Below are 22120 nucleotides of genomic sequence, written 5' to 3'. Positions count from 1 at the left end.
GGACTAGAGATGTTTCCACCCGTTCCCAATCCTAGCGTCCAGCCGCAACAGCCGCGTTTCGGTGACAAGGACCTGATCAGGCGGTCGGCGTCGAATGTGACGCCGCCTGCCGAGCGCCAGACCGAGGTGGCGAAGCTCATCGACGTGTCGAAATGCATCGGCTGCAAGGCCTGCCAGTCGGCCTGCGCGGAATGGAACGACACGCATGAGGAGGTTGGCATCAATGTGGGTGTCTATGACAATCCGCACGATCTGACGCCGAACACCTTCACCTTGATGCGCTTTACCGAGTGGGACAATCCCGACACCGGCAATCTGGAGTGGCTGATCCGCAAGGACGGCTGTATGCATTGCGAAGACCCCGGCTGCCTCAAGGCATGTCCCGCGCCAGGCGCAATCGTGCAATATTCCAACGGTATCGTCGATTTTATCCACGATAACTGCATCGGCTGCGGCTATTGCATCAAGGGGTGCCCGTTCAACATTCCGCGTGTTTCGGAAGTAACCCACAAGGCCTATAAGTGCACGCTCTGCTCCGACCGCATCGCGGTGGGACAGGGACCGGCCTGTGCCAAGGCCTGCCCGACACAGGCCATCGTCTATGGTACCAAGGACGAGATGAAGGAATGGGCCGATGGCCGCATCAAGGATCTGAAATCGCGCGGCTTCGAAAATGCCGGGCTCTACGATCCGCCGGGCGTTGGCGGCACGCATGTCATGTATGTGCTGCAACACGCCGACAAGCCGGAAATCTACGCCAACCTGCCGAACAATCCACGCATCAGCCCGGTTGTCGAAGCGTGGAAGGGTGTGTCCAAATATGCAGGCATGGCCGCAATGGGGCTGGCTGCGGCAGCAGGTCTGCTGCATTATATCTTCAAGGGTCCGAACGTCGTGACAGAGCATGACGAGGAACAGGCCGAAAAGCTCACGGGAGAGAAAAGCTCATGAGCAAGACCGACTTTGACGATGTTGAACGCGGTGACGGGATAGAACTCGGTAAGCCGGTCAAGGTGCATCGCTATTCCGGTGGCGCACGCATCAATCACTGGATCACCGCCATCAGCCTCGTGCTGCTGGCCCTGTCCGGCCTTGCGATGTTCCACCCATCGCTGTTTTTCCTGTCGGGCCTGTTCGGCGGCGGACAATGGACACGCGCCGTCCATCCATGGATTGGCGTAGTGCTGTTCTTCAGCTTTCTGGGGCTTTTCGTGCGTTTCTGGAGCGCCAATCTGTGGAAGCGCGAAGACAGCCAATGGCTCGCACATGCTAATGATGTGATTTCCGGCAATGAGGAAAAGCTGCCTGAAGTCGGCAAATATAATGCCGGTCAGAAGCTTGTCTTCTGGTCCATGTCTTTGCTGATCATCATCCTGATTGTTTCCGGCGTGATGATCTGGAACGAATATTTTGGTTCCTTCACCAGCATCAACCAGCAGCGCTGGGCCCTGCTTGTCCATTCCATGGCGGCGGTGGCGGCGATCTGTGTCTGGATCGTGCACGTTTATGCCGCGATCTGGGTCAAGGGCACGATCAATGCGATGACACGCGGCACAGTTACCGGCGGCTGGGCATGGCGACATCACCGCAAGTGGTTGCGCGAACTGACATCGAAGCAGAAAGTGAAGCAGGGCGGCAGCAAGCCTGCCGCCTGAACTTACTCGGCGTCCTAGAGGGTAATAATATTCCGTGGTTTACGTGACCCGTTGGGTTCGTGAGGAGTGACATGGCAGGCAAGAAAGATCTGGTGCCGGACCCGACGGTCATCGGCGAAATATCGGCCCCACCCTTCGTGCAATTGCCGGACCCCGGCGCGCTTTTTGCCAGAAGAGCAGAGCGTCTGCGTTTTCTGGGTTCGGTCAGCCCGCTGAAACCTTATCTGGAGTTCATTGCCGACCTGAGCGAGGCACAGTCTGAAATAGCGGCTGGTCTCGGTCCTGTCGCCGCGCGACACGGCGACGACCGGGGACGGGAATTCGGCATGCCGACGATCGATCGTGCGGATGCCATATCGGAACCAGCACTCGGGACTGTCTTCGACCGGCTGTTCGAGCACGCCCGCACGATCGCCAAACCGCAAGATGCCGCCGATGCGCTGGAACGTGTGGCGAACAGCGATGCGGGTGCGCGTCGCCGAATGATCGAGGCAATTTTTGCCGGTATTCTGCCGCCGGAAGCAATTGCTGAACATATCTATGTCTGGGCAGGCTTGCAGCTCCATTTCACGCGGCTTGCAGCGGCGCTTGACCCGAAGTCGCTGAAACCCGTTGCCGATGGCGTCTGCCCGACTTGCGGCAGCATTCCGTCAAGCTCGATGGTCGTGGGCTGGCACGGTGCGCATGGCGCGCGTTTCTGCTCCTGTTCCGTCTGCAACACGCTCTGGCACTATGTCCGGGTCAAATGTGTGTGCTGCGGCTCGACAAAGGGTATCGGCTACAAGGAAGTCGAGGAAGGTGGCGGCATTATCAAGGCTGAAACCTGCGACGAATGCCAGCGCTGGGTCAAGATCATCTATCAGCAGCTATCGGCGGATGCCGATCCTATGACCGACGATATTGCGAGCCTCGGCCTTGATATATTAATGCGCGAGACGCCTTACAGGCGAGGCGGCTTCTCGCCGCTTCTTGCCGGACTGTGAGGCAGCATGGACCAGATCAAGTCTTCGCTGCGTCACCTGCCGTCCGTGGATACCATCCTGCAAATGCCGGAGCTTTCCGGGGCATTGGAGAGTTTTGGCCGCGCGTCGGTGACTGAGGCTATTCGCAAGGTGCTGGGCGATGAGCGCGAGGCGGTGAAATCCGGCGCCTCGCTCTCCAGCAACATGCATTTGGCTGAACGGGTTCTCCACTTGCTTAAAGCGTCAGGGCAATCGAGCCTGCGCCCGCTGTTCAATCTGACCGGAACTGTCCTGCACACCAATCTGGGGCGAGCCATTCTTGCCGAAGCCGCCGTCGAGGCTGCCACACAAGCCATGCGGCAGGCGGTTTCGCTTGAATTTGACCTGTCATCGGGCGGGCGTGGCGAGCGCGATGATCATCTGCGGGCGCTTGTCTGTGAACTGACGGGGGCGGAAGATGCCACCGTCGTCAACAACAATGCCGCTGCTGTACTTCTGGTGCTGAACAGCCTTGCTGCAGGCAGGGAGGCCATTGTGTCACGCGGCGAACTGATCGAGATCGGTGGCGCGTTTCGCATGCCGGACATCATGACCCGCGCCGGGACACGGCTTGTCGAAGTCGGCACCACGAACCGCACCCATCCGCGTGACTACGAGAATGCAATCAACCCCGATACAGGGCTGGTACTGAAGGTCCATACGTCCAATTATCGGATCGAAGGATTTACGCGGGAGGTCACAGCGTCGGAACTGGCCGCTATTGCGCAGGCCAAAGGCGTGCCGCTGGTCAATGACCTTGGCTCCGGCACACTTGCCGATCTGACTTCCTTCGGTCTCACACACGAGCCGACAGTGCGCGAAGCGGTCGCTGAAGGTGCAGATATCGTCACCTTTTCCGGCGATAAGCTTCTCGGTGGACCACAGGCGGGCTTCATTGTCGGGCGACGCGATCTGATTGCCCGTATTAACAAGAACCCGATGAAGCGTGCTTTGCGGGTGGACAAAATCAGGCTCGCAGCACTTGAAGCGACGTTGAAACTTTATCGCAACCCCGAACGACTTTCTGAAAAGCTGCCGACTATTCGCTATCTGGCGCGTCCGCAGACCGAAATTGCCGCGCAGGCGGCACGGCTCAAGCCGGAGCTGGAGAGAATACTCGGCCCGGCTTTCATTGTGGCGGTGACAGATTGCGCCAGCCAGATCGGCTCCGGCGCATTGCCGCTCTCGACCGTTCCAAGCGCCGGATTGTCGATTGTGCCGAAAAACGGTAGCGGCTCCGCGCTGACAGCGCTCGGCGGTTCATTGCGTGCACTGCCTCTGCCGGTCATCGGGCGGATCGAAAAGGGCGCACTCGTGCTCGATCTGCGCTGCCTTGATGACGAGACCAGTTTCGTTCGGAACCTGTCATCCTATGCGGCTCGCTGATCTTTTCACCCGCAAGCCCAAGCCGGATACGACAGCTCAAGCGCTGGAAAAGGCGCTTGTCGTTGCAAAGGCGGGTGATTACGCAGCGGCGCTTTCCATCTGGGAGCCGCTGGCGCGTGCAGGCAATGCGCGCGCGCAGAACAATATCGGTGCCTGCTTTGCGGGCGGCATGGGCGTTGAGAAAAATGTCGTCCTTGCGCAGCGATGGCTGACCCTGTCGGCCGTGGCTGGCGATGCTTCCGGCCAACGCAATCTCGCTTCGCTTTTGTTCAAGGGAGAAGACATTGAAGCCGACTATCCGGAAGCCGCAAGGCTTTACCGGCTGGCAGCAGAACAGGGCGACCCGCAGGCGCAGGACATGCTGAGCTGGATGCTCATGGAAGGTGAGGTGATAGCCGCCGACCCGGTTGAGGCGCGCGAATGGGCGTTGAAGGCGGCGGAAGGCGGCATAGCTGCAGCCATGACGCGGCTTGGCATGATCTATCATAATGCTCTCGGCGTGCCCCGCGATCCCTCTCAGGCCGTACACTGGTGGCGGAAGGCGTCCGCCGCAGGTGACCCGGATGGCGAAGCCATGCTTGGCGCGGCACTCCATCTTGGCATGGGTGTAGAACGTGATCCTTCGTCGGCTTACGAACATCTGCTGCGCGCTGAGGAGGCCGGCAGCGCCCTTGCCTCCCCTTTCATCGAGGCAGCGCGCAATGCGCTGAACGAAAAGCCATGATCGTCGGAACGGCGGGGCATATCGATCATGGAAAGACCTCGCTGGTGCGCGCCCTTACACAGGTCGACACAGACCGGCTGAAGGAGGAAAAAGCGCGGGGCATTTCCATCGATCTCGGCTTTGCCTATCTGCCCTTGTCCGGCGACGAAAAGGGCATACTCGGCTTTGTTGACGTGCCGGGGCATGAAAAATTCGTGCATACGATGCTTGCCGGTGCGGCGAGCATCGATTTTGTCATGCTGGTTGTCGCTGCCGATGACGGGATCATGCCGCAAACGCGCGAACATCTGGCAATCGTCAACCTGCTCGGTATCCGGCGTGGCATCGCCGTCATCACCAAATCCGATCTTGTCGAACCTGACCGTCTTGCCGAAGTTGAAACCGCTATCAGCAATGAACTGGCGCTGACGGGACTTGCCGACATTCCCGTGCTGGCGGTTTCCACCGTGTCCGGTGCTGGGATCGACGATCTGAAGGCGCTGCTGGAAGTGCAAGCGCATGCATTCGGTGAGCGGCGGACAAACGGACGCTTTCGTCTTGCGGTGGACCGCTCCTTCACGCTCAAGGGCGCTGGCACAGTGGTCACGGGCACGGTGCTGTCCGGCAAGGCCGCCATTGGCGATCATCTGGTCATCAGCCCGTCTGGCAAGGAGGCGCGTATCCGCACCATTCATGCGCAGAACCAGCCAGCCGAAATAGCGCATGCGGGTGATCGCTGCGCGCTCAATCTGGCAGGTGACGGCATAACGAAAGAGGCGGTACATCGCGGCGACACGCTGGTTTTGCCCGGCCTTCATCGCCCGACGGATCGCATCGACGCATCGTTGCAAATCCTGTCCTCGGAGAAAAAGCCGCTTGGTCAGTGGTTCCCGGTTCGCTTGCATCATGCCTCGACGGAAGTCGGTGCCCGCATCGTGCTTTTGCGGGATGAAGAGCTCCAGCCGGGCACCGAAGATCGGGTGCAACTGGTGCTGGATCGTCCTGTCTCGGCTGCAGCCGGAGACCGCTTCGTCATCCGTGATGTGTCCGCACAACGCACCATTGGTGGCGGACGTTTTCTCGATCTGCGCCCGCCGCAACGCAAGCGCCGCAGTCCGGAGCGCATGGCACAGCTTGACGCCCATTCCATTGACGACCCGGTAGAATCGGCACGCGCACTGCTGGCTGCTGAACCTTACTATCTTGATGCGACGGCATTCCTGCGCGACCGCGCGCTGGCGGACGACCCGCAAGGTTTGGCGCACGCGCTCGATGCCGTAATGCTCCCGCAGGCAAATTCCGTGCTGTTGTTATTGCCGCAACGATGGGACGCTCTGCGTGACGATATTCTGGCGCTACTGGCCACCTTCCATGACGAAAATCCAGACCTGATCGGCATGGGTGTCGAACGGCTGCGGTTGTTGTTGAAACCGCGCCTGCCAGCGCCCGCCTTTCGCGCTGCCATCGCTGCGCTGGTCGAGGCGGACCTGCTGAGACTGGACGGTGCCTGGCTTCGCCTGCGTGATCATGAAGTGACGATGAGCGATTCCGACGAGGCGCTCTGGCAGCGTATCGCACCTCTGCTTGGCGGTGAGGCTCGTTTTCGTCCGCCGCGCGTGCGCGATATTGCGGGTCTGCTTGATGAGCGGGAGGAAGATATTCGCCGCCTGCTCAAGCTTTCCGGGCGTATGGGCCGGGTGCATGAAGTGGCGCACGACCATTTTTTCCTGCGGGGAACGATTGCTGAAATGATCGGCATCCTGTCGGATATGGATGCGGCATTTGATAGTGGCTGGTTCATTGCGGCGCGGTTTCGCGACCGGGTGGATAGCGGTCGCAAGGTGGCGATCCAGATACTGGAATTCTTCGATCGCAACAGCGTCACGATAAGGCGCGGAGACATGCGCCGCCTGAACCGCCGCAAGCTGGACTTGTTTGGCGATTTCACGCAAGGGGAAGCAGGGACAACCGGAGGAACAAAGTGAAATCTCTGTCGACGACTATCTGCCTGTTACTCGTTCTGGCCGCCATTGGCGGCTGCGCCAACCGACCGTGCAATGAATGGCCGGGAACCTGCATCATTCAGTGACCGGCGACTGGAATCCAGCCGTCCAGATTGACGCTTTGATTGCTCGTGCTGTAGGAATGAGGAGCGAATGAAAGAGTAGCAACAGGTTGGAAATCTGCCCTTTGCTACAGCGTGCCGATACGAATTTATGCAATGAATTCAATATATGGAAGGGATACATGCCCGGTGGCATGTCCGGACTTCAAATCCGGGAGGGGCCGATAGACGGTCTTTGGTGGGTTCGACTCCCATTCTCTTCCGCCAATCGGCTTTTCAGGTCATCTTGAGCGTACGATGCTCAGCACATTGCGAACCACTTCGTCCTGAAGCGGGCGCTGCTTCTCGATGTTGAAATGGCCGATATCCTTCATGCCTGAGAAGTCGCGATTGTCGAGGTTGCCCTTGAAACGCGGACCGGCAGCCAGCGGCATGCCCCAGCCGTGCTGCTTGAAATAGAAGTTCACGACACGCCTTATATTGCCAGGCAAAGGGGCTGGCGCGGTGGCGGCAAAGGTGGCCATATAAGTGACCTGAATGCCCTTCTTTTCGAGCGCGGTTGCAATATCGATGACGGCATTGGCGCCGAGTGAATGGCCGATCAGCACCACGGGTGCGCGTGGGTTCATTCGCTGGTCGGCGAGGATCTGGTTCAGCACGAAACGCCAGGCCTGATGCCCCTCGACATGCGCATCCACTCCGTTGGCCTGCAACTGCTTGCCGATCTCGTCGATGCCGGTGGAGAAGACGTCCCCGAAACCGCGCAGAAGATAGACATCGGCTTGCGGCGAGCTTCTGGAAGGCGTTTTGGGTGCCGCCTGTGCCGCGCTACTATAGAACGCAAGTGCAGCCCCGGCAAACAGGAGGCCGCGACGGGTCAGGGATTTCGGACGCAAACTGTTCGTCTTTGAAGTCATCTTCGATTACTCGTTGGAGCACGTTCGAGAACGATGAAACGACTTTGAACGCGATATACTGGAACAGGTATCTAGAGCGCCGATCCGTTTCAGCCAAATCACTAGAACTTGATTTTTGGAATGACACGGCCTGTCCGGCTTGCATATTCGTCATAGGATGTGCCGAATGCCGCGCGCATCATCGCCTCCTCGTGATCGACTCGATAGAAATAGAGGATAGCGACGCCGACAAGGCCAGCCAGACCGGCAAACCAGTTCGGCAGCAGGCAGAATTGGGCAATCGCCCACAGCCAGAATGACAGATACATAGGATGACGGACATATTTGTAAAGCCCGTCCGTCACGAGCTTGTGCTCGCGGCGGATTTCAAGCGAAACAGACCAGTTTTTGCCCAACTGGCGATGGCTTGCATAGAAAAGCCAGAGGAACGCGATCTCGACAATCAGACCGATCCAGGCCAGCCATGGCTGGAAAGCATAGTCAGCAAAGGCGGGAAAGCCGGTTGCGACATAGGCAATCGGGATCAGCGACAGGCCGACGCTCGCCGCACCCAGCGCCAGCCGATCAGCCAGCGTTTTTGCATTGTTCGCAACCTTGATCTTGCGCGCGCGCCGCTGATGCGGAATGCGGATAACGACCCAGGCAACAAGCCCTATAGCCCAGACGATTGCGGCCAGTGTCGGTGTCATTCTGCAATAGCTTCCTTCTTTGGCAGGGCACCGATTATTCGGTCATCCGTCCGGTCTCTAAGCGAGATCGGACCACAACAAATCTGAAAGAAATCATACCAATAGGGTTTCGTATTTCCGAATACATATTGATAGTGCACGCGAAAAAGATTCCGCTTCACACGTTTGTAGATTTCCGGCTGCAGCATTTCCTTCATCCGCACGGTCTTTGTGACAGGGAAGGGCCGTTGCGGCTCCCGCTTCAGGCCCATCTCGGCCACAGGATCGGTCTTGTAGAAGTTGATCGCGTCGGTCAGGCACTGGATTTCCACCCAGTCGATCTTGCTGTCGTCCACGAGCCGTTGCACGCCTTCGCGAAAATGTCCGCCTGCAGGGTGATAGCCTGCCTTGAGCGCGGTTGAACCAAGCGTGAGGACCGTCACTTTGGGCGCGCGGCTGCTGAACTCCGGATCGATGGCAAGGCAGCGCGCGGCAACGTCCAGCATCAGCATGCCGCCGGTGCTGTGGCCGATCAGAATGACTTCGTCGTAATGTTTTGCGGTGATGCGCTCCACGATACCGGCTGCAAAGCGCTGCATCAGAGATTCAGCGTCCTGCCGCCGCCCCCGAATGAAATTGAGCGAAAACGACCATAGGTCCATCAGATGGTTGGTTGACCACCGCTTGCCGAGAACGGCGAGCGCTGCGGAAAAAACCATCAGACCGAGGAGCCAGCTGACGGCGCCCAGCCATTGCACAGTCCATCGCGCCACGGCATAGCCTGCTGCTGCAAACAAAGCGAGCACAAGAAACGGGTAGAGGAAATAGAGCCCGAAGCGCCAGGCTTTCGCAAAGAAACGAAAGGCTGTGCCGGTTACGACGAAATCGCCGAAAGCGACAAGATATTTGGCCAGCCTGACAGGCAGGGGGCGGTCGAAATCCGCCAGCACTATTCTGTCCAGAACGAGAAAATTAAAGTCGGTTTCGGTATCCCAATCGTCGTCGGCAGGAACCGTTTTGATCAACACGGAGCCGATTTCGCAATCAGGCGAGATGCTGACATCCGAAACATCGGAACGAACGCCCCAGAGTGTCTCGAACCTTTTGATTTCTCTATTCAATCGACCAAAAAACGCCTTGGGCGTTTTAGGGTCATAGCCGCCAATGAAGAAGACAGCGCGTCGTCGAACCGGTTGCTTCATGCGCAAACCGTAGTTTGGGGGTTTCTGATTGTCGAGATCATTGCCGGTCATCCCCAAACAAATATGTTTGAACTTGCTCGCTTATCTCATGTCAACGAGACCGCGCCTTATTGCTTCACGGGTTGCCTCGGCGCGAGAAGAGACGCTCAGCTTTTGATAGATGGCCTTCACATAGTCGCTGACTGTATGTTCCGATAGTCCAAGTTTGCGGGCGATTTCACCATTTTTGTGCCCGTCCCCGATCTCCTTCAGCACTTCGGTTTCCCGGCGCGAAAGATGGATGAACTCGCCTTCCAGTTCCATTGCCGCCGGATGGGCGGATATGGCTTTCACCCGAGCGACCAGATTGAGCCTCGCGCGGATTGTGAGGATGAGAACGTCGAAATCGATTGGCTTGGTCAGATAATCGTCAGCGCCGGCCTCCCTGCCGGTCAGCTCGTGGCTGCGGTCAGCGAGCGCAGTCAGAAACAGGAATGGCGTTCCCGCAAGGTCAGAACGGGCGCCGCGAATCTGTTCCAGAAACTGCAGGCCATTGGTGCCGGGCATCAATATATCGCAGATGATGATGTCGGGCGTCGTCGTGTCCAGCATGCGCAGCGCTTCGCCTGCATTGGCCGCGCCGATAGCGTTGAAACCCGAAGTGCTCAGTTCATCGATCAGTTCTTCCAGAATATGGGTTTCGTCCTCGATGCAGAGGACGGTCGGCATGGAGAGGGTTTCAGGTAGTCGCATGCGGGGCCACCTTTGGTAGGGTCAGAATGAACACCGTACCTTGTCCTTCAACCGAAGTGAAGACAAGCGTTCCGCCGTGTAATTCGGCCAAAGCGCGCGACAGGCTGAGACCAAGGCCGGTGCCTGCCATGTGCGATGCGTTGCTGGCGCGGAAAAAGCGCGTGAATATGCGGTCGGTATCCTCTGCCGGTATGCCGATACCGTAATCGCGAACGATGCATCTGAACCCGTTTTCGTCTTCTTCGGTGGTCACCTCGATGGGCTTGTCGGCAGGGGAATATTTGGTGGCATTGCCAAGCAGGTTGACCAGAATCTGCTCGACCAGAATGCCGTCGCAATAACAGAAGGTCTCGCTGTCCTGAATGTTTGTGACCAGCTCCAGCTCCGGATGCAATTCCTGATGATAGGTGCAGGTATTGCGGACCAGTTCCGAGAAATCGACTGGTTGCCGGTTGATCTGAAATCCGTTCTCATCAAGACGTTCCGCATTGGCGGTACTCTCCAGAAGCAGGATCAGGCGGCGGCTGGCGTTCCGCATCCGCTTTGCCTTGTCGACGATGATTTCGGGCGTGAATTCGTCGGCGCGACGGATGAAACGCTGGGCGATGATGTCGATGATCGATACGGGTGTGCGGAACTGGTGAGACACCGTGGTGATGAAACTCTTGTAGAGTTCTTTGGCCTTGCGCTCACTCTCCAGTGCCTCGCGCAGGGCGGCTGTGCGATCAGCGACGGTGTGTTCCAGTTGCTGCTTGTATTCCTGCAACGCCTTGTGGGCGCGCTCGGCCTTGCGCATGTTGGAAAATACCTGCCATGACAGAATGGCGCCGGTGGCCATGATGCCCAATACCGCGAACATGATCAGATAGATCGACTGCAATTGCTGGTCGCGCTGTGCGCCGCCGCGGTCACGCTCCAGTATCATCGCATCATTGGCAACTTTGGTCAGTTCCTCGCGCATGGGAACCAGCGCTTCATAGATGGCAATCGGATCGAATTTGTCAGGCTTCGCATCGATCATCGCCTCGATCTCGGGAAGCCGGTCGGCATTGCGCTGGATGGTTTGGGCGCCGCCCGGAATGCGGGCGAAATATTTCTTCTGCGGGGCATCGGCCAGCAGCGCAAAACGGCTGTAGAGAACGTCGAGACGGAGTGAGAGATCGGCGGTGTTTGTGTTGCCGCTTGGTAGGGTCAGCGCGGTTTCGCCGAGACGCCCGGCGTCACGTTCGGTCTGGGTGATGGCCCAGACCATGTTTTCGCCGACATAGGTAGCGAGCGATTTCTGGATGACGAGAAGCTGAATGAAAGCATAGGCGAGCAGGGCCGCAAACCCCACCATGACAAGGCCGGAAAGAATGTAGCCCCGCTTTAATCTCATTTCACCTCGATCTGCTTCAGCTGCCATGCCCAGCGGTGATCATAGCGCGAATCGTTCAGTTCCTCATGCTGGTCGCGCGGGTAGACGATCCAGTATGGCCCCTTGTCTCGCCGGTTCAACTCCTTGCCGTTCATCTTGTGCGCGACAAGGACGTCGTATTTATAGGCGTCTTCCAGCGGAATGCTGATGCTGTAATCGTTGAGCGCAAGCACCGTAATCGAGTGGCTGCCTGCTTCTGTTCCGTCGACACCCACCGTCGCCAGCACATCGCGCAGCAATACGCCGTCGAAATTCTGCGGCCCTTCGGTCCATGCGGTGTTGGTTTGCAAGCTGTTCTGCGGCAGTTTCGTGAAATCATCGCTGCTCAGCACGCGCGTCGTTCCATTCGGAGCGACAATAGTCAGTGTGATGGTTGCCGCAGCGGGTGGTGCGGCATCAGCCGGGCCAGTGAAATGGATGACTTGGCAGATGGCGAAAAGCGCGATCAGTGCCCTGAACGCCAGAAGACGCTGGAAAGCGAACATCCAGTTTGCACATGACACGTGAGGCATCTCCAGAAGCGAAAAATTGCGAATGTATCCAAGCTTAAACGGGAGGACGCGCGCAATTTCAAGATTCTCTTGAGCTTGCCGAGCGAAATTCTCCTTCAAAAGCGATAATTCACACATAACACTAAAAAATTTTGGTCCAATTCCAAATAAATATCAAACTGATTCACGAAATTTTTTAATCTCTACCGGCGGTTACACGTCAGTTTTGGATAAAATGGTTGGTTTTTCTTTGTGAACTATCCCCCTGAATAGGGGAATTGTTTTTCGCTACTAGAGCGTTCACTAAATGATCGCCGGCCTGTTGGGGCTTAGGAGGCTGGCGCAAAAATTGGGCGGGGGCTGCTTATCGACCGCGGGGAGTCGGGGTCGATAGGCAGCCAACCAGTCCGGATAGCGCGGAAGCGGCGATAACGGTTACTCTCGGAGCGATGCGTTTCGAGCTACGAATAAAAACCGATCCTGCAATCATTGTTGCTTTCCGGGAAGAATGGCCGACTGGCATCTGGTCGAGCCTTGTGAACCTGCCGTTCGGGTTCCTCGATCAGAGCGAGCTTGCACCTCTTTCGCGTCCTTCATCTGGAGGGCGCGCTTTTTTTTGGCGTTTCGCTGAAGCGCATAATGTTTTTTTGGTCATGCTTCGCGAATTCTCGGTTGTGCGCTGCTGCATCTATTGGTTGCAAGTACATCGAGGAAAGCTTCGAATAAATCCAATATTACTACCAAAAAATTGCGGTTTCTTCTTTTGTTTCAGCAATTCGCAATGTAAAAGCGATAAAGCGCGTTCGCGCTGTTCAATAAAATCTATGCATCGCAGGCGGGTTTCCGGGGGGATTCACATGACAGGCGTGTTGCGTCACAAATCCATGCTGTTGATGACGACGGCGGCGCTGGGTTTTTACGTAACGACCGCACGGGGGGCAGGCGTCGATCTCGACACCGCAGGGGGTTCCTATGACATTAGTGCGGCAGGCGGAAACCAGACCATTGAATCCTTAAGCGGCGTTTCCGGTACGTCTGTTTTGCTCGGTCCCAACACACTGACATTCGGCAATGCGACCAGTCAGACCTTTGCCGGGACGATCAACGGTACGGGTGGTATTGTCAAACAGGGTAGTGGCACACAGATACTCACTGGCACAAACATCTATACCGGCGGCACGACAATCAACGCAGGCAAGCTGGCACTGGGTGCCGGCGGGGCGCTTGCGGCTGCAGGTTCTGTAAATCTCGGTGCGTCAGGTGCTGGTTTCGATATCAGCGGGGCAGGCAGCAACCAGACTATCGGCGCATTGAGCGGTGTTGCTGGAACAAGCGTAACACTTGGTCCCAACACACTGAGCTTCGGCGATGCCACCAATCAAATCTTTGCCGGGACGATCAGCGGTACGGGTGGAATTGTCAAACAGGGTATTGGCACACAAATCCTCACCGGCGCCAATGATTTCAGCGGGGGCACAAACTTTGCCGCTGGTGGTATCGTCGTCGGCAATAATAGTGCATTGGGAAGCGGCGGCATTACGGTCAATGGGAATGCCCAGCTCGACAACAGCGCCTCTGTCAGTCTTGCAAACCGTATAGATGTGGCTGGTGGGGCGACGCTTTCGGTGAACGGCTCCAATGGATTGACCCTGGGCGGGGTCATTTCAGGGGGCGGCGGATTGACCAAGAACGGCGCCGCCACACTAACGTTGAGCGGCTCCAACACCTATACCGGCGGCACAACGATCAATTCAGGCACGCTGATGATCACTAGCGGTGGGGCACTTGCAAGCACCGGCGCTATGAACCTCGCAGGTGCAGGTGCGGCTCTGGATATCAGCGCGGCTGTCTCGTCACAATCTATTGGTGAACTGACCGGAGCGGCCGGAACCAGTATTGCTATGGGAGCGAACTCCCTGACATTAGGTGGTGCCGCAAACGCCACATTCGGCGGAACGATCGGCGGCATGGGCGGAATCACGAAAACGGGGTGGGGCAGGCAGACACTCACCGGCACAAACACTTATACCGGCGGCACGACAATCAATGCAGGCACGCTGGCGCTCGGTGCCGGTGGGGCGCTCGCGACTGGTGGCTTTGTAAATCTCGGCGCGGCAGGCGCTGATTTCGACATCAGTGCAGCAGGCAGCCAAACCATCGGCGCATTGAGCGGTGTTGCTGGAACGCGCGTAACACTTGGTCCCGGCACGCTGAGCTTCGGCGATGCGACCAGCCGGACCTTCGCCGGGGCGATCAGCGGTGCGGGCAGCATTGTCAAACAAGGCAGCGGACGGCAGGTTTTCAACGGTATCAGCATCCATGCCGGACTTACCAGTGTCATGGCTGGCAGTCTCATTATCGGAGATACAAGAGGCACGAGCGCATCGATTGCGGGCAATGTTACGGTTGGTGCAGGCGCAACAATTGGCGGGCATGGTCGCATTGGTGGTGATTTGACCCTCGCCTCGGGCAGTCATTTAAGCCCTGGCGCCAGCATCGGAACACTGACGGTCGACGGCAATCTTACGGTTGGGCAGGGGAGCCAGCTTGATTTCGAGTTTGGCGCGCCGGGTATAAATTTCGCGACTTTCGGTCAGAGTGACAGTGTCAGTGTCCGAGGCGATCTGACCGTAAACGCTTCTGTCCTCAATGTCATCAACGGCGGTGGCATGGGGCCGGGTCTATACAATCTGTTCAGCTATGGTGGGGCTCTCAGTTTCAATGGCGGGGGGTTCTTTCCGCCTGCGGGAAGTGCTATCCAAATTCTCACCGGTACCAAGCAGATCAATCTGGTCAACATGACTCCCGGGGTCGAACTCAATTTCTGGAATGCAAACGGCCTGGCAGGTCCCTCCCAGATGGGCGGCGGCTCTGGTACGTGGTCCGTTGCCAACGCGAACTGGACGGATAGTCAGGGCAGTTTTACGGGGCCTATGACTCCGCAACCGGGTTTTGCAATATTCGGTGGAGCGTCGGGCACCGTCACGGTTGATGACAACGCCGGGACGGTTGGCGCGCTTGGAATGCAGTTTGCCAGCGACGGCTATCGGCTAGACGGCGATATTCTGATCCTTCAGAGCCAGAACGCGACAATGCCTGAAATTCGCGTGGGTGACGGTTCGGCCGCAAGCGCAAACTGGACTGCAACCATCGACACCGTTATCGCTGGTATAGACGGTATCACCAAGACCGGCGCGGGGACGCTCGTTCTCAATGCCAGCAATCTCTATAGCGGCGGTACACGGATCAGCGCCGGCACACTTTCTGTATCGAACGACAGCAATATGAGCTTTGTCAGCGATGGCCTCATCCTTGATGGCGGAACGCTGCGGATTACGGGAACAGGGTTCTCGCAAACAGCCCGCAGCGTGACCATGACTGGCAATGGCGGTGGCTTTGACATTGCCGACGCTGCGGCACGCTTTACGGTGTCGCAGGCTCTCTCGGGCAGCGGCGCTCTGGTCAAATCCGGTGACGGCACCTTGGTGCTGTCAGGCGCAAACAGCTATAGCGGTGGCACGCTTGTCAGCGGCGGCACCTTGCAGGGTGATGCGGCAAGCCTGCAGGGCAATATCACCAACAATGCACGGCTCGTCTTCGACCAGCAGAGCGACGGCACATTTGCAGGGGACCTTTCCGGCACTGGCGCATTTGTCAAATCGGGCAGCGGCACATTGGTCCTGTCGGGCGCCAGCAGTTATAGCGGCGGCACGCTTGTCAGCGGCGGCACCTTGCTGGGCGATACGGCAAGCCTGCAGGGCAATATCACCAACAATGCGCAGCTTGTCTTCGATCAGCAGAGCGATGGCATTTTCACAGGTAGCCTTTCCGGTAGCGGAAGCCTTGTGAAACAGGGTTCGGGCATGCTGGTTTTCAACGGCAACGGTGCGGGTTTTGCCGGTTCCACAGTCGTCGAAAACGGTATGCTCAAGGTCGGCGATGCCGACCCTTCCGCTGCGGTTCTGGGTGGCGATGTCACCATCGGGACAGGCGGCACCTTGCGAGGTCACGGCGTCATTCTCGGGTCGGTGACCAATCAGGGCATCTTGCGTCCGGGCGGTTCCGTCGGAACGCTGACCATCAATGGCAATCTGGTGCAGACGGCAAACAGCGTCCTGCAGATCGACACCACGCCTGCGGGAGAGGCCGGCAAGCTCGTGGTCGGCGGTTCTGCGCAGCTTGCGGGTGGTCTTTCGATCATTGGCGAAAATGGCAGTTGGTCACCGCAGACCAACTATACGATCCTGACTTCGGCGGGTGGCATCAGCGGGACCTTTGCGAACATCGACAGCAATCTGGCATTCCTGACGCCAAGCCTGACTTATGGCGCGACGACACTCGATCTCCGTCTTGACCGCAACGACACCAGCTTTGCCAGCGTCGGCGAGACGCGCAACCAGAAAGCGGTGGCGGGCGCTGCCGACAGGCTGGGCCGTGGCGAGGTTTACAATGCGCTCGTCAGCTTGAGTGCTGCCGAAGCGCGAGCAGGTTTCGACGCCTTGTCGGGCGAAATCCATGCCAGCGTCAAAGGCGCTCTGATTGATGAAAGCCGGTTTGCACGTGACGCCATCGGCGACCGTTTGCGCGCTGCGTTCGATGCAAATTGCAAGGCGGGCAATCCGGTGTGGACCGGCAAAGGCAGCGCCGGAGCCTACGGTCAAGCTTGTGCCAATACCGCCGAAACGGCCTTCTGGCTGCAAGGTTATGGCGCTTGGGGCTCCAATGATGGCGACGGCAATGCTGCCAAGCTTTCCGGTTCTACAGGCGGTGTTTTCATCGGTACCGACATTCCGGTCGGCAGCTGGCGTACCGGTCTGATGGCAGGCTATGGCAATTCTTCCTTTGATGCGGATGACCGCTTTTCAAGCGCCGATGTAGACTCCTATACGCTGGGTGCCTACGCCGGAACTGTGATCGAAAAGGTTGGCGCAGGCGATATAGGGCTTCGTTTCGGCGCGACCCATAGCTGGTACAATATCGACACCGGGCGCTCGATTTCCTTTGCCGGCTTCAAAGCGGTGGAAGAAACTTCGTATGATGCACAGGCGCTGCAATTGTTCGGCGAGGCCGGATACAAGATGCAGGCCGGTCGCGCGAGCTTCGAGCCTTTTGCCAATCTGGCCTATGTGCGGCTTCATACTGACGGTTATGATGGGGATGGCGTCGCTGGCCTTCACAGCGACAGCGACAATAGCGACGTCACCTATACGACGCTGGGGCTCAGAGCCGCGACCGATCTGACGCTTGGCGGTTTAGCCTCGACATTGCACGCAACGCTTGGCTGGCAACATGCGGCGGGTGACATCACACCCGTTGCCCGTCATGCCTTCGCCGGTTCGGAACCCTTCAGCGTGGCAGGCGTGCCGATTGCCGAAGACGCAGCCCTGATCGAGGCTGGTCTGAACTTCCAGTTCAGTGAAAATGCTTCACTTGCTGCCGGTTACAAGGGGCAATTCGGTGATGGAGCGGTGCGGAATGGCTTCAACGCTTCGTTCAACGTGAAGTTCTAAAGCGGTTCCAATTAAACTGAATCATGGAACCGCTCTATTTATTTATTTTTACGCATTATCCTGCGCAAAAGTGCGAAGCGGTTTTGCTGGAAATGCTCCTATAAAAATTTGTGACGATGGTTGCTTATGGCAACGATCGTCACAAATGAAGATATGGCAGTTCAGCTTCAAACATTCCGGCAGCTATTTCTGTTCCGGTGCCGTTGTCTGAATGCTTGCAGTTGTCTGAGGCTTCTCCATCTTCGTGGAGGATTGAGCATTATGATAAGTGCAGTCTGCCATCGCAGCTGTAACCGACAGAGCGAGGACAGCTGTAGTCACGAATACGACTTTCATGTCTGTCTCCCTTCAGTTTGGGTGTGGCATTGCAACGGCAAGTTTAGCAGAGCGGGATCGCCCTGTCGCATCACATTGTCCCGGAATATCATCTGCCATATTTTGGTCATGATTTAGTCGGGCGTTCGCCGTAATTTCCGTCGGGAAAACGCAATGCTTCTGCTCGTAAAAACGCATCTGGCGCGAAAATCGCGCCAGATCATGGTTATGCCTTAATGTGATTTAGGGGCGGTCAGGAGGCGCAGCGGCTCACCACTGCCCGCTTGCCACCCATGGACAGGAACGAGATATGCAGCGACTGGCCGACAGGTGAAATAGTGATGTTTTCGTTCGACTGTTGACCGTTGGCAGTGCAGGACATGGCGACGGTAAACGTGCCTTCGTAATTGTTGATCCGTGTTACAGAGCACTGGCTGTTGCGGCTGTCAAAACGCTCGCCGGAAATGGAGAACCGCTGGCCATCGGAGCTGCACCAGTTGCCGGTGATGGGTGTCGGATCGACAGGCGGTTTTGCAGGAGCGGCACTTGCCGACGGGCCGGGCGTTGTTTCGGAACACGCTGTTAGCGCAGTGACAACAAGGGCGAGGGCAAGCAAACCGGACTTTTGCAACAATCTTCTCCTTCATGCATCGAACAAGCTCCCTCTTAAGAAACAGATTCGGGCGATATCGCGACGCGAAGAAAATAAATCCGCTGACTACATGAAAAGGGCCGGATTGCTCCGGCCCTTCTGATCAGGTCTTGAGGTGACGCCGGGGTTATTCCCCCGGCGCCAGATGCGGGGCTTCGATCTTGGCGCCTGCATGTTTCAACGGGCGTTCGCCGGAGAGCTTGCGGATCAGCACATAGAACACCGGCGTCATGAAGATGCCGAAGGCTGTCACGCCGATCATGCCTGCAAAGACCGCCACACCCATCGCTGAGCGCATTTCCGCGCCGGCACCTGTCGACATCACCAGAGGCACCACGCCCATGATGAAGGCCATCGAGGTCATCAGGATCGGGCGCAGACGCAACCGGCTTGCCTCGACCGCCGCCTGCACGACGCTTCGTCCGGACAGCTCCAGCTCGCGGGCGAATTCCACGATCAGGATTGCGTTCTTCGCCGATAGCCCCACAAGGACTATCAAGCCGATCTGGGTGAAGACGTTGTTGTCACCTCCTGTCAGCCAGACACCGGTGAGTGCGGCCATGATCCCCATCGGCACGATCATGATGATCGACAGCGGCAGGGCAAGGCTTTCATATTGCGCAGCCAGAACCAGATAGACGAGCAGCAGCGCCAGCGGGAAGACGAGGAAGCCTGAGTTACCGGCGAGAATTTGCTGGTAGGTCAGATCGGTCCACTCGTAAGCGATGCCCGGAGGCAGGGTTTCTTCCGCGATCCGTTCGATGGCAGCCTGTGCCTGACCGGACGAGAATCCGGGAGCCGGGTTACCGTTGATATCGGCAGAAAGGAAGCCGTTATAACGGATGGCGCGTTCCGCACCCACGGTCTGCTCGACTTTCAGAAGAGCCGACAGCGGGATCATCTCGCCCGACTGCGAACGCACTTTCAGCTTGCCGATATCTTCGGCATGGCTGCGATAATTCGCGTCGGCCTGAATGCGCACGCTGTAGGTGCGTCCAAAGGCATTGAAGTCGTTGACATAGAGCGAACCCAGATAAATCTGCAGGGTTTCGAACACATCGGTCACAGCCACGCCCAGCTGCCGTGCCTTCGTGCGGTCAAGATCGGCATAGAGCTGTGGCACATTGATCTGGTAGCTCGAATAGAGACCGGCCAGCTCGGGTGTCTGATAGGCCTTGGCGAGAAACGCTTTGGTCGCATCGTCCAGCGCCTTGAAGCCAAGCCCGTTGCGATCCTCAAGCTGGAGCTTGAAGCCGCCTGTCGTGCCGAGACCCTGAACGGGCGGTGGCGGGAACATGGCGATGAAAGCATCCTGAATGGCGCCGAACTGCTGGTTCAGTTCTCCCGTGATTGCATTGGCCGAAAGTTCCGGCGATTTACGCTCCTCGAACGGCTTCAGCGTCACGAAAACGATGCCGGAGTTCGATGAGTTGGTGAAACCATTGATCGACAGGCCGGGGAAGGCGATGGCATTGGCCACACCCGGATGCTTGAGGGCAATGTCGCTCATGCGGCGGATCACGTCTTCCGAGCGGTCGAGCGTTGCCGCATCCGGCAATTGCGCGAAGCCGATCAGATATTGCTTGTCCTGCGCCGGAACGAAGCCGCCGGGCACTGCACGGAACAGCACGAAGGTGACGCCGAGCAGCACGACATAGAGGCCCATCACCAGCGACTTGCGCGAGAGAATGCTGCCAACGCCGCGTCCATAGGCGTTTGAACTTGCACCAAAGAAACGGTTGAAGCCACGGAAGAACCAGCCGAACAGCTTGTCCATGATCCGCGTCAGACGATCCTTCGGCGCATCGTGGCCGCGCAGCAGCAGAGCTGCCAGAGCAGGCGAAAGCGTCAGCGAGTTGAAGGCGGAGATCACCGTCGAGATCGCGATGGTGAGAGCGAACTGGCGGTAGAACTGACCGGTCAGACCGGTGATGAAGGCAAGCGGCACGAAGACCGCAACCAGCACCAGCGCGATGGCGATGATCGGCCCGGACACTTCCTGCATGGCGCGATAGGTTGCCTCGACCGGCGACAGTCCTTGTTCGATGTTACGCTCGACATTTTCCACCACCACAATGGCGTCATCGACCACGATGCCGATGGCAAGCACGAGGCCGAAGAGGCTGAGCGCATTGATGGAGAAGCCGAACACATACATCACCGCAAACGTGCCGACGATGGAGACGGGAACGGCAACCAGTGGGATGATGGAGGCGCGCCATGTCTGCAGGAACATGATAACGACGATCACCACCAGCACGATGGCTTCAAGCAGGGTATGAATGACCGATTCAATCGAGGCTTTCACAAACGCCGTCGTGTCATAGACGATGTCGAAATCCACGCCTTCCGGCATAGTTTTCTTCAGGTCGGCCATGGCGGCATGGACGTTTTCGGAAATTTCAAGCGCATTGGAGCCGGGTGCCTGAAACACACCCATGCCAACCGCTGACTTGTTGTCGAGGAGCGAGCGCAGGGAATAATCAGCGGCGCCCATTTCGACACGCGCAACATCGCCCAGCCGGGTGATTTCACCTTCGCTGCCTGATTTCACGACGATGTTGGCAAATTCTTCCGGTGACTGGAGACGGCCTTGCGCATTGACGGATAGCTGAAGGTCGAGGCCCGAAACGGACGGCGATGCGCCGATGACACCGGCAGCAGCCTGAACGTTCTGCTGGCGGATGGCAGTGGCGATATCGCTTGCAGAAAGTCCGCGTTCGGCTGCCTTCTGCGGGTCAATCCAGACGCGCATCGAATAATCACCGCCGCCGAATATCTGCACCTGACCGACGCCCGGAATACGGGCTATACGGTCCTTGACGTTCAGAACGGCATAATTGCGCAGATAGTTCACGTCATATCGCCCATCGGGCGAGATAAGGTGAACGACCAGCGTCAGGTCGGGCGAGCTTTTGGCGGTTGTGACGCCAAGGGTACGCACTTCTTCCGGCAGGCGCGGTTCGGCCTGCGAAATACGGTTCTGCACCAGCTGCTGGGCCTGATCGGGATCGGTGCCGAGCGCAAATGTGACGGTCAGCGTCATGACGCCGTCGGCGGTCGCCTGGCTCTGCATATAAAGCATGCCTTCGACGCCGTTGATCTGTTCTTCAAGCGGCGTGGCGACGGTTTCGGAAATAACGGCTGGGTTGGCGCCCGGATATTGCGCGCGGACCACGATCTGTGGCGGCACGACTTCCGGATATTCAGAGATCGGCAGACCTGTCATGCCGATCAGACCGGCAACGAAGATCAGGACCGACAGAACGCCAGCGAAGACCGGGCGGTCGACGAAAAAGCGAGAAAAGTTCATGTCAGTATCCCCCTTTAGGCGGATGGGCAAAGACTCTCCCGGCCCGCGAAATCGGCAGATTCCGCGGGTTAATGAGGCCGAGCATTTGCGTTT

At 57.8% G+C, this 22120-nt stretch carries 15 protein-coding genes and 1 tRNA gene; 8 read left to right on the top strand and 8 right to left on the bottom strand.

Annotation, left to right across the window (positions count from 1 at the left end; all coding sequences use genetic code 11):
- Positions 1-9 precede the first annotated feature (9 nt).
- The 7 genes from fdxH (at position 10) to OHI65_RS03450 (ending at position 7077) form a co-directional block, all read left to right on the top strand.
- On the top strand, positions 10-951 hold the full coding sequence (fdxH, locus tag OHI65_RS03480; protein WP_010660824.1) for a formate dehydrogenase subunit beta: 942 nt from the start codon (positions 10-12) through the stop codon (positions 949-951).
- The gene (locus OHI65_RS03475; RefSeq protein ID WP_125300818.1) at positions 948-1655 is read left to right on the top strand and encodes a formate dehydrogenase subunit gamma; all 708 of its coding nucleotides are present in this window, start codon (positions 948-950) and stop codon (positions 1653-1655) included. Before fdxH ends, OHI65_RS03475 begins: the two co-directional genes overlap by 4 nt.
- Before the next feature lie 71 nt (positions 1656-1726).
- Positions 1727-2638 carry a formate dehydrogenase accessory protein FdhE gene (gene fdhE / locus OHI65_RS03470; RefSeq protein WP_125300817.1) on the top strand — a complete coding sequence of 304 codons (912 nt, stop codon included), beginning with the start codon at positions 1727-1729 and terminating at the stop codon, positions 2636-2638.
- Positions 2639-2644: 6 nt separating this feature from the next.
- Positions 2645-4042, top strand: coding sequence for an L-seryl-tRNA(Sec) selenium transferase (gene selA, locus OHI65_RS03465; RefSeq protein ID WP_125300816.1), 1398 nt, complete (start codon positions 2645-2647; stop codon positions 4040-4042).
- Positions 4029-4766, top strand: coding sequence for a tetratricopeptide repeat protein (locus OHI65_RS03460; RefSeq protein ID WP_125300815.1), 738 nt, complete (start codon positions 4029-4031; stop codon positions 4764-4766). The genes selA and OHI65_RS03460 overlap by 14 nt, the downstream gene beginning before the upstream one ends.
- Positions 4763-6730, top strand: a complete 1968-nt coding sequence (gene selB / locus OHI65_RS03455; RefSeq protein WP_264358734.1) for a selenocysteine-specific translation elongation factor — start codon at positions 4763-4765, stop codon at positions 6728-6730. The genes OHI65_RS03460 and selB overlap by 4 nt, the downstream gene beginning before the upstream one ends.
- 251 nt (positions 6731-6981) lie before the next feature.
- Positions 6982-7077, top strand: a tRNA-Sec gene (locus tag OHI65_RS03450).
- A 14-nt stretch (positions 7078-7091) separates the two neighbouring features.
- On the opposite strand, the gene OHI65_RS03445 is transcribed toward OHI65_RS03450, so the two are convergent.
- The 6 genes from OHI65_RS03445 to OHI65_RS03420 form a co-directional block, all read right to left on the bottom strand.
- Entirely contained in the window at positions 7092-7727 is a 636-nt protein-coding gene (locus OHI65_RS03445; protein ID WP_125300813.1) for a thioesterase domain-containing protein, read from the bottom strand.
- 101 nt (positions 7728-7828) lie between these two features.
- On the bottom strand, positions 7829-8416 hold the full coding sequence (locus OHI65_RS03440) for a protein-S-isoprenylcysteine O-methyltransferase (RefSeq protein ID WP_125300812.1): 588 nt from the start codon (positions 8414-8416) through the stop codon (positions 7829-7831).
- On the bottom strand, positions 8413-9597 hold the full coding sequence (locus tag OHI65_RS03435; protein ID WP_125300811.1) for an alpha/beta fold hydrolase: 1185 nt from the start codon (positions 9595-9597) through the stop codon (positions 8413-8415). The genes OHI65_RS03440 and OHI65_RS03435 overlap by 4 nt, the downstream gene beginning before the upstream one ends.
- Positions 9598-9678: 81 nt before the next feature.
- On the bottom strand, positions 9679-10329 hold the full coding sequence (locus OHI65_RS03430) for a response regulator transcription factor (RefSeq protein ID WP_011982621.1): 651 nt from the start codon (positions 10327-10329) through the stop codon (positions 9679-9681).
- Positions 10316-11707 (bottom strand): sensor histidine kinase, encoded by a 1392-nt coding sequence (locus tag OHI65_RS03425; RefSeq protein ID WP_125300810.1) that lies wholly within the window; start codon positions 11705-11707, stop codon positions 10316-10318. Before OHI65_RS03425 ends, OHI65_RS03430 begins: the two co-directional genes overlap by 14 nt.
- The gene (locus OHI65_RS03420) at positions 11704-12258 is read right to left on the bottom strand and encodes a molybdopterin-dependent oxidoreductase (RefSeq protein WP_235691851.1); all 555 of its coding nucleotides are present in this window, start codon (positions 12256-12258) and stop codon (positions 11704-11706) included. The genes OHI65_RS03425 and OHI65_RS03420 overlap by 4 nt, the downstream gene beginning before the upstream one ends.
- 836 nt (positions 12259-13094) lie before the next feature.
- Here OHI65_RS03420 and OHI65_RS03415 point away from each other — a divergent pair.
- Positions 13095-17747, top strand: coding sequence for an autotransporter domain-containing protein (locus OHI65_RS03415; RefSeq protein ID WP_264358733.1), 4653 nt, complete (start codon positions 13095-13097; stop codon positions 17745-17747).
- 568 nt (positions 17748-18315) lie between these two features.
- Here OHI65_RS03415 and OHI65_RS03410 read toward each other — a convergent pair.
- Complete coding sequence (locus OHI65_RS03410; RefSeq protein ID WP_125300807.1) at positions 18316-18693, bottom strand: hypothetical protein; 378 nt, start codon at positions 18691-18693, stop codon at positions 18316-18318.
- A gap of 148 nt (positions 18694-18841) precedes the next feature.
- Positions 18842-22027 (bottom strand): efflux RND transporter permease subunit, encoded by a 3186-nt coding sequence (locus OHI65_RS03405; RefSeq protein ID WP_125300806.1) that lies wholly within the window; start codon positions 22025-22027, stop codon positions 18842-18844.
- Between the last annotated feature and the right edge of the window lie 93 nt (positions 22028-22120).

Source organism: Brucella sp. MAB-22, assembly GCF_025908475.1.
GTDB classification, from domain to species: domain Bacteria; phylum Pseudomonadota; class Alphaproteobacteria; order Rhizobiales; family Rhizobiaceae; genus Brucella; species Brucella anthropi.
This window is presented reverse-complemented; position numbering and strand designations above follow the sequence as displayed.